General features: G+C 42.1%; 6 protein-coding genes. 4 read left to right on the top strand and 2 right to left on the bottom strand.

Annotated elements, in window-relative coordinates:
• Window positions 1-167: 167 nt before the first annotated feature.
• Entirely contained in the window at window positions 168-1118 is a 951-nt protein-coding gene (gene bioB / locus LG34_RS07650; protein WP_181369322.1) for a biotin synthase BioB, read from the bottom strand.
• Between the two features lie 237 nt (window positions 1119-1355).
• The gene (locus tag LG34_RS07645; protein ID WP_181369321.1) at window positions 1356-2201 is read right to left on the bottom strand and encodes a helix-turn-helix transcriptional regulator; all 846 of its coding nucleotides are present in this window, start codon (window positions 2199-2201) and stop codon (window positions 1356-1358) included.
• Between the two features lie 451 nt (window positions 2202-2652).
• On the opposite strand from LG34_RS07645, the gene LG34_RS07640 reads away from it, so the two are divergent.
• The 4 genes from LG34_RS07640 (at window position 2653) to LG34_RS07630 (ending at window position 8348) form a co-directional block, all read left to right on the top strand.
• Window positions 2653-6036, top strand: coding sequence for a DUF5107 domain-containing protein (locus LG34_RS07640; protein WP_109215545.1), 3384 nt, complete (start codon window positions 2653-2655; stop codon window positions 6034-6036).
• Window positions 6037-6048: 12 nt separating this feature from the next.
• A complete protein-coding gene (locus tag LG34_RS17465; RefSeq protein WP_431602605.1) occupies window positions 6049-6183 on the top strand; it encodes a hypothetical protein in 135 nt (44 codons plus the stop codon).
• A 297-nt stretch (window positions 6184-6480) separates the two neighbouring features.
• The gene (locus LG34_RS07635) at window positions 6481-7302 is read left to right on the top strand and encodes an alpha/beta hydrolase (protein ID WP_109215541.1); all 822 of its coding nucleotides are present in this window, start codon (window positions 6481-6483) and stop codon (window positions 7300-7302) included.
• 215 nt (window positions 7303-7517) lie between these two features.
• Window positions 7518-8348 (top strand): undecaprenyl-diphosphate phosphatase, encoded by an 831-nt coding sequence (locus LG34_RS07630; protein WP_242979830.1) that lies wholly within the window; start codon window positions 7518-7520, stop codon window positions 8346-8348.
• The last annotated feature ends 209 nt before the right edge of the window (window positions 8349-8557 follow it).

Genomic DNA, 8557 nt, shown 5'->3' with positions numbered 1-8557 from the left:
ATAAATGACAAGGTTGGTAAGTGAAATCGGCACCGGACCAATTGGAATAGAAAGTGGTGCCAGTACACAAGTTACTGCGGTCATGACTGCGATCATAGCAATCTGTTGAATCGTAAATTTTGAGTTTGTTTTCGTTGCTGTGTTGTTCATAAATCATTCTCCATTTCTTATATCTGAAATCCCATATCGGTAAGCATTTCCTGATCCTGCTTCGTGTTATTTCCGACAGTGGTAAGCATGTCACCGGTGATGGTGGCGTTGACACCTGCTTCAAACAACCGGCGTCCACCGTCTTTGAAGTAACTGCGTCCTGCTGCCATTCGGATATATGCAGCCGGATTCAGGTAGCGGAACATTGCAACCGCACGGATAATGTCATCTTCGGTCAGTGGTGGAAGCTCAGCAAACGGAGTTCCCGGAACCGGAATCAATGCATTGATCGGGATGGATACAATGCCAAGCTCTGATAAAGATACTGCCATATCCAAACGGTCAGCAAATGTTTCACCCATGCCGATAATGCCGCCGGAACAGACTGCCAGTCCTGCTGCCTGTGCCAGTTTGATCTCATGGATTTTATCGTCGTAAGTATGTGTGGTACAAATATTTGGAAAATTGCGTCTGGATGTTTCGATGTTTGTATGATACATGGTGACACCTGCATCTCTCAGACGGAAAAATGCTTCCGGTGACAGCAATCCATGGGAAGCACACAGACGAAGTTTACTGTTTTTACGTAATTCTTCATAGGTGTGGATCAGTTTTTCCAGATCTTCGCCTTCCACAGTTCTTCCGGCAGTAACGATGGAGTATGCATGTACGCCGGCAGCTTCTCTTGCGCGGCAGTCCGCGAGGACGACATCGGTGTCTAACATGCCATAAGTCTCACAGGAAGTGTGGTGAAAGGATGACTGCGCACAGAATTTGCAGTTTTCCGAACATTTTCCGGCACGACCGTTGATGATGGTACACAGATCTACGGCGTTTCCACATAATGCCTGTCGGATTTCATTTGCGCCGGCTGCCAGTTCTTCCAGATCTGCAGTTTCAAAAAAAGACAGATCGTCATCGCGGGTCAGGCGGCGTCCGTTTATAATTTCTTTGGTAAGTTCAGTGATATTCATAATCAATTCTCCATTCTTGCATATAGAATCGTGTTCAGAATGTCATTTCAAATGAAATTTGCAGGGCGATGTGAGAATAAAATCATTTTCGGAATCATATGATCCGTCAGCATTGCCAGTGTTTTCCTTTGAAATATATGATTCTGTTGCTTAGTATAATCAGAATAAAGTTAATTGTCAACCTATAAAATAATTTCAGGTTAACATTAGAAAAGATAATAGCAAGAAATGTTAACAAACAGTATTGCGATATTCATTTGGAGTCATGCCTTCCTGTTTCTTAAAAGCAGTACAAAATCCGCTCTCATCAGAAAAACCGGAACGAATTGCAATTTCTTTCACCGACATCTGACTTGTTTTCAGTAAAAATTTTGCATTTGCCATGCGGGTAGTAATGAGATATTTGTGTGGAGTCATGCCTGTTTCTCTGGCAAATACCCGGGAAAAATAGTATGGACTCAATGCTGCAATATCCGCTAATTCCTGAAGGGTAATGGATTTATAAAAATATTTGTTAATGTGCGAGATGGCATCTGATATATCGGTTTGAGTTTTGCGGGTTGCATGCTGTGTCGTTTCAGCAGTTAACAAATCCGTCAGGATATTTGTGATCGTGCCGGAAATTTGATCTTTTGCAATTGGTGCACGGCTACGGAAAGTATCGTAGATATTATAGAGGAATCTGTAAATGGCATCCGGGTGCGCTGGATAGAGCAGAGATCCTTTTTCGAGCACAATGGTTTCATAAAAAGTACGCGCCATTGGACCATCAAAGTGCAGCCAGAGAGCTTCAAAACCGGAATCTGTACCGTAGGCATGTGGCGCATAGCAATCCAGAAGGACAAGCTGACCTGCCGTAGCCTGCATTGTCTGATCATCCACCGTTACAAAACAGGTTCCCTTTAAAATATACATCAGCAGAAAGCTGTCGTAAGAATCCCGCGCCAGTCGGTAGCCACTTTCGTAACGGAATGATCCGGTACAGATTGGATAGAAAAACAGTTTTTTTGCCAGGGTGCTTGGGGTGTATACGTAGTAATCGGAATTTGGCAGAACGTGCGTTTCGTAAGATATCATAGGGACCTCCCGAGTATTGAAATTTAGAAAATTGTAAAACGTTTTGCAAAAAATATTGTTGCAAATGGTTTTGTTTTGCTTGAATTTGTTTGTAGGGTGTAGCAATTCTAAAAACAATATATAAGTATCTGCTGATAAGAATTGCATATTAATAATCTCATGTGTTCAATTTACAATTTTAGTAATTACTGTAAGTATACGTGTTTTATCAGCTTCTGTCAAAAGCAATTTTTTGCAATGGAACAGCAATTAAATCGAATGAAAACGGGAACTATATGGAATATAATGAGAGCAAAAAATTGATAATGATTAGATGAATATTAGAAATGCACTTTTAAAATTTGCTTACAACAAAAAGCTGAGAATTATGGGACAGATAATCAAAAAGGGCAAAAAAGTGAGCTTACACAGAAACGATAACAGGAGAAGTAATCAGAAAGGATGGGAAAATATGGAAACAGCAAAATATGCAAAAATCTGGGAAGAAGATGTAGTGATTCCAACTTATGAGATCGGTGCACCGGACAAAAATCCGATGTTTCTGGAAAAACGAGTATATCAGGGAAGTTCAGGAAAAGTATATCCGTATCCGACCACAGAAAAAATCAGTCATGAAAAGAAAGACAAGATCTGGCATGCAGTATATCTGGAAAATGAATATCTGAAGGTTATGATCTTGCCGGAACTTGGTGGACGAATCCAGCGCGCATACGACAAAACGAATGATTATGATTTTGTATATTATAACCATGTGATCAAACCGGCGCTGGTGGGACTTGCCGGTCCGTGGATTTCCGGTGGTATCGAATTTAACTGGCCGCAGCATCACCGTCCAACGACATACATGCCGGTGGATCATCTGGCAGAAACCCATGAGGATGGCAGTGTGACACTGCTGGTGGGAGATGTGGATCAGATGTACGGCACAAAAGTAATGACTTCCTTTACCTTGTATCCGGGAAAAGCTTATATCGAAATCCGGGGACAGCTTTACAACCGGACACCGCTTCCGCAGACATTTTTGTGGTGGGCAAATCCAGCGGTTTCCGTCAATGAATATACGCAGTCGATTTTTCCACCAGATGTACATACCGTGTACGATCATGGAAAACGCGCAGTTTCAAGATTTCCGATTGCAAAAGGAGAATATTATAAACACGATTACAGCGAAGGGGTTGACATTTCCAGATACAAAAATATTCCGGTTCCGACCTCTTACATGGCGGAAACGTCAAAATATGATTTTGTGGGCGGTTACGATTATAAAAAAGAAGCCGGACTGCTCCATGTAGCAGATCATCATTTTTCACCGGGCAAAAAGCAGTGGACCTGGGGATGTGGCGAGTTCGGAAAAGCCTGGGATCGCAATCTGACGGATGAAGATGGTCCGTACATCGAACTGATGACTGGTGTATACACAGAAAATCAGCCGGATTTCAGTTGGTTGAAACCGTTTGAGGAAAAAGTATTTACCCAGTATTTTATGCCGTATAAAAAAGTGGGAGGGGTAAAAAATGCTTCGATTTATGCGGCTTTGAATCTGGAACTGACTTCACAAGGCGCAAAAATCGTCGTATACGCAACAGAAGAATATGCGGATGCGGAAATCGTGCTGGAGCAGAATGGGACAGAAGTATTCCGAGGACAGACAAAACTGTCTCCTGTGGAAACTTACGAAGAAATTATTCCGGTGTCAGCAAAAAAAGTACAGGAACTGAAAGTGTCAGTTTATGGACACGGCAGACTGCTGGTGGCATACGAGCCGGAAGAGGAAACGATTCCGAAGCTTGGTGAGCCGGCGGAGGCAGCAAAGAAGCCGGAAGAAATTTTGACAAATGAAGAACTGCTTTTGACGGCACAGCATATTGAGCAGCATCGGCATGCAACTTGGCGACCGGATCCATATTATCTGGAAGGCTTGAAACGGGATCCGGGAGACATTCGAATCAATCAGGCCTACGGTATGCTTCTGATGCGGCGGGGACAGTTTGCGGAAGCGGAAAAACATTTTCGTGCGGCAATTAAACGTTTAACCTGGCGGAGTCCGAATCCATATGACAGTGAGCCTTACTATAATCTGGGACTTGTGCTGTTTTATCAGGGCAGAAAAGAAGAAGCGTATGATGCTTTTTATAAGGCGGCATGGACAAATGCACAGCAGGAAATGTCCTATTATTATCTGGCTTGTATTGCGTGTGGGGATGGTGAATATGAGCATGCATTGGAACTTGTGGAGCGCAGTCTGGTAAAAAACAGTCACAATGTCAAGGCAAGAGGATTGAAAGCTGTATTACTGCGTAAATTAAATCGTGTGGAAGCAGCAGAAAAGTGGAGAGCAGAGAATCTGGAATTAGATGCTTTTGATTATGTGACACTGTTTGAAAATGTTTTAGCAGAAAAAGATGCAGATGAATTTCAGGAGCGAAGCAGAGGTTTTTATGAGACATATTTGCAGACAGCAAGAGATTATGCAGAATACGGTTGTCTGGAGGAGGCAATTTGCATATTGAAATCTTGCGCTGTGCAGCAGCCGATGATTTATTACTATCAGGCATATTATCAGCAGAAATTAGGTGCATTTGTTAAAGAAAATATGACTATCAATAGAGAAAATGATGGAGTAGCAATGGAATTGTGCCAGAAAGCCAATGCAGAAAACAGCAAAGATATAATAAATACATTATATGAAAGAGCAGAACAGTGTGCACCAGATTACTGTTTCCCGAATAAATTGGAGGACATTGCAGTATTGGAGCAGGCAATCGTTGCAAATCCAAAAGGAGCAAAAGCCTACTATTATTTAGGTAACTTGTATTATGATAAATTGCAGTATGATCGTGCAATCACACTTTGGGAGCAGTCCATCATGTTGGATGCATCTTATCCAACTGTACATCGAAATCTGGCAATTGCATATTATAACAAACGTCAGAATGCCGAGGCAGCCCGCAAGGAATTGGAGCAGGCTTTTGCGCTGGACGAAACAGACAGCCGTGTATTTTTGGAGCTGGATCAGTTATATAAGAAACTTGGTGTGCCGTTTGAAGAACGTTTAAAACAGTATGAAGCGCGGGAAGCACTGATCAGAGAGCGGGATGATGCGATGCTGGAGTGGGTGACACTTTACAACCTGAACGGGGAACCACAGAAAGCCTATGATCTGATTATGAGTCATTCCTTCCGTCCATGGGAAGGTGCAGAAGGTCGGATTTCTGGTCAGTATAAGATTGCACTGATGACACTGGCAAGAGAAGCAATGCAGCAGAATGATTATGAACGTGCGGAGCAATTACTGAATCAGGCATTGCAATATCCGGAAAATCTGGGTGAAGGACGTTTGGAAGGAACCAAGGATAATGACATTTATTATGAACTTGGTGTGGTACAGGAACATCTGAATCGACAGGATGAGGCGCGGAAGTATTTTGAACTGGCACAGATTGGTGACAATGAACCGGCGGGTGCAATGTATTATTATGATCAGCCGGCAGATATGATTCTGTATCAGGCACTGGCAAGTAAAAAGTTAAACCAGATGAAGCAGTATCATACCTGCCTGAACAAATTACAGGACTACGGGGAACGGCATCTGTACGATCAGGTGGAAGATGACTTTTTCGCGGTATCACTTCCGGATTTCTTGATTTTTGAAGATGACCTGACGGTGAAAAACAAGGCACATTGCTATTATCTGATGGGTTTATCAAACCTTGGTGCAGGAGCATATGAAGCAGCCAAAGAGGATTTTGACCGGTGCATTGCACTGGATTATAATCACCAGAAAAGCAGATGGTATCGGGGCATGTGTAAGGAAATAAATGAAAAAGATTCATAAAAAACCGGACATATAATAGCAATCATCGACTTCAACTGCAACAGCGTAGAGAAAAATGAAAACGGCTGGTGGTACATCCGAGGAGGAAAAGTAGACTTTAGCTTTACCGGAATCGGAAGCAACAGAAATGGCAGATGGTATATCTGAGGAGGAAAAGTAGACTTTTCACGTAACGGCAATGTGAGAATTGGCGGCAGAACCTATCGTGTTGTCAATGGTAAGGTTATGTAAGGAACGGTAATACAGAATTGTCACTTCCAGAAATATAGAAATAAAAATCGTTGGATATTTTAAAAAGAATATCCAGCGATTTTTTTATGAGAAATTCTGTTTATTTTTTACATCAAAATCCGTATAATAGAGGAAGATGCTTGGACAGGTTATTGGAGGGGAAGCAACAGATAATTTCCCATAGTATACGGCGTAAGGAAGAAGGTAAAAAACATGATACACAATAAAATCGAGATCAAAACCCCGGGCATGGATGCTACGGGATATTTATACACCTATTTTCTGGACAGCTCCATTGAGATGCGTCCGGATGAGAAAAGACCGGTTATTCTGATGTGTCCGGGAGGCGGATATGAAATGACTTCTGATCGTGAGGCAGAACCGGTGGCAATGCGTTTTCTTGCCATGGGATATCACGTAGCCATTTTGCGCTACAGTGTCAGTCCGGTGCGCTATCCGGCAGCATTGCTGCAGGTGGCAGGAAGTGTATTGTATCTGAAAAAACATGCAGAAGAGTACCACATCGATCCGGAGAAAATCGTTGTGCAAGGATGTTCTGCCGGTGGTCATCTGGCGGCAGATTACGGTGTTTCCTGGCATCAGAAATGGATTGCAGACGCAATGGCAACGACATCCGAACAGCTTAAAATTGCCGGATTACTGTTATGCTACCCTGTTATTACATCAGGAGAAAAGGCACATGAAGGTTCTTTCCGTAATCTGCTGGGTGATGCCTGTGAGGAAAAGAAAGCGGAATTGTCTCTGGAAAATCAGGTGACAGAGCAGACACCACCAACGTTTTTATGGCATACGGCGACAGATGATACCGTTCCGGTGGAAAATTCACTGTATTTCTTTCAGGCCTGTCTGGAGCATGGCGTGTCAGCAGAATTGCATATTTACCCGGTAGGAGGACATGGGCTGTCTCTGGCAAATGAGGAAACCTGTCGTGCCAACGGTATCGGTGTGCAGAAAGAATGTCAGAGCTGGATTAGTCTGGCACAGATTTGGTTAGAACATATATTTGAAAACTAAAAGAGATTGTTAAAAACTCAGAAAAACGTCTGTGATGTGGTAACTTTGAAAAAATTTAAAACAGGAAGTGAACAGTTGGAAGTAACAGAGCGTTTGTTTAGGTTTTGGAAAAGAAATACTCATAAAAAATTAAGTTGAGATATTATTGGAAGCATGTTAGAATCTTCTAGGCATAAAAATTAAGTAGTTAATAAAAACTAGGAAGGAATTTTAATATGTTAACAATGATTGAAGTGTTAAAAGCAATATTGTTTGGTGTAGTGGAAGGTATCACAGAATGGCTTCCAATCAGTAGTACCGGCCATATGATCTTGCTTGACAAATTCGTAAAATTAAAAGTGAGTTCGGAATTTCTGGATCTGTTTCTGGTAGTGATCCAGCTGGGCGCAATTCTTGCGGTAGTAGTTATTTACTGGAACAAGTTGATTCCGTTATCAACCAACCATGGCTTACATATCAGCCGTAGAAAATGTAAGATGTGGGTAAAAATCATCGTTGCATCCATTCCGGCAGGCGTGGTTGGAATCCTTTGGGATGACGTATTTACCAAATATTTTTACAATTACCAGACCGTAGCAATCATGTTGATTTTAGTAGGTGTTGTATTTATTCTTGTAGAGCGTGCGAACAAAAACAAAGTCGCAAGAGTAGATTCTATCGATGATATTTCCTATGGTCAGGCATTTATGATCGGTGTGTTCCAGATGATTGCTGCAATCTTTCCGGGAACATCCCGTTCCGGTTCTACTATCGTTGGTTCTTTGATGCTTGGTATTTCCAGAACAGCGGCAGCAGAATTTACATTCTTTCTTGCGGTACCGGCAATGTTTGGCGGAAGCGCGATCAAGATTTTGAAATACGACGGTGGATTTAATTCCTCAGAAGTTGCATTACTTGCAATCGGTATGATCGTAGCATTCGTACTTTCCATTATCGCGATCAAGTTCCTGATGTCTTACATCAAAAAACATGATTTCAAAGCGTTTGGCTGGTACCGAATCGTACTTGGCGTTGCAGTTATTGGATATTTCCTTGCAACCAGATAAGTATCGTTCAATTTATACAAAGTAGCCATATCTAATACATGCAGTATTTTATATTGTAAAAATGGCAAAAATTTTTGAACATATTTATCTCAGTCGAGAAGACTCCCACTTCTGCAAGTGGTGAGTAATAACAAGTCTTTCTCAGTGGGAGCACAATCTCCGACTGAGATAAACGCTCCGCGGGGATGTGCAGTGATTCTGAGAAGAAT

Origin of the sequence: Eubacterium ramulus (assembly GCF_003122485.1) — a bacterium.
GTDB classification, from domain to species: domain Bacteria; phylum Bacillota; class Clostridia; order Lachnospirales; family Lachnospiraceae; genus Eubacterium_I; species Eubacterium_I ramulus_A.
The sequence above is the reverse complement of the archived record's forward strand: the minus strand, read 5'-3'. Positions and strand labels throughout refer to the sequence as shown.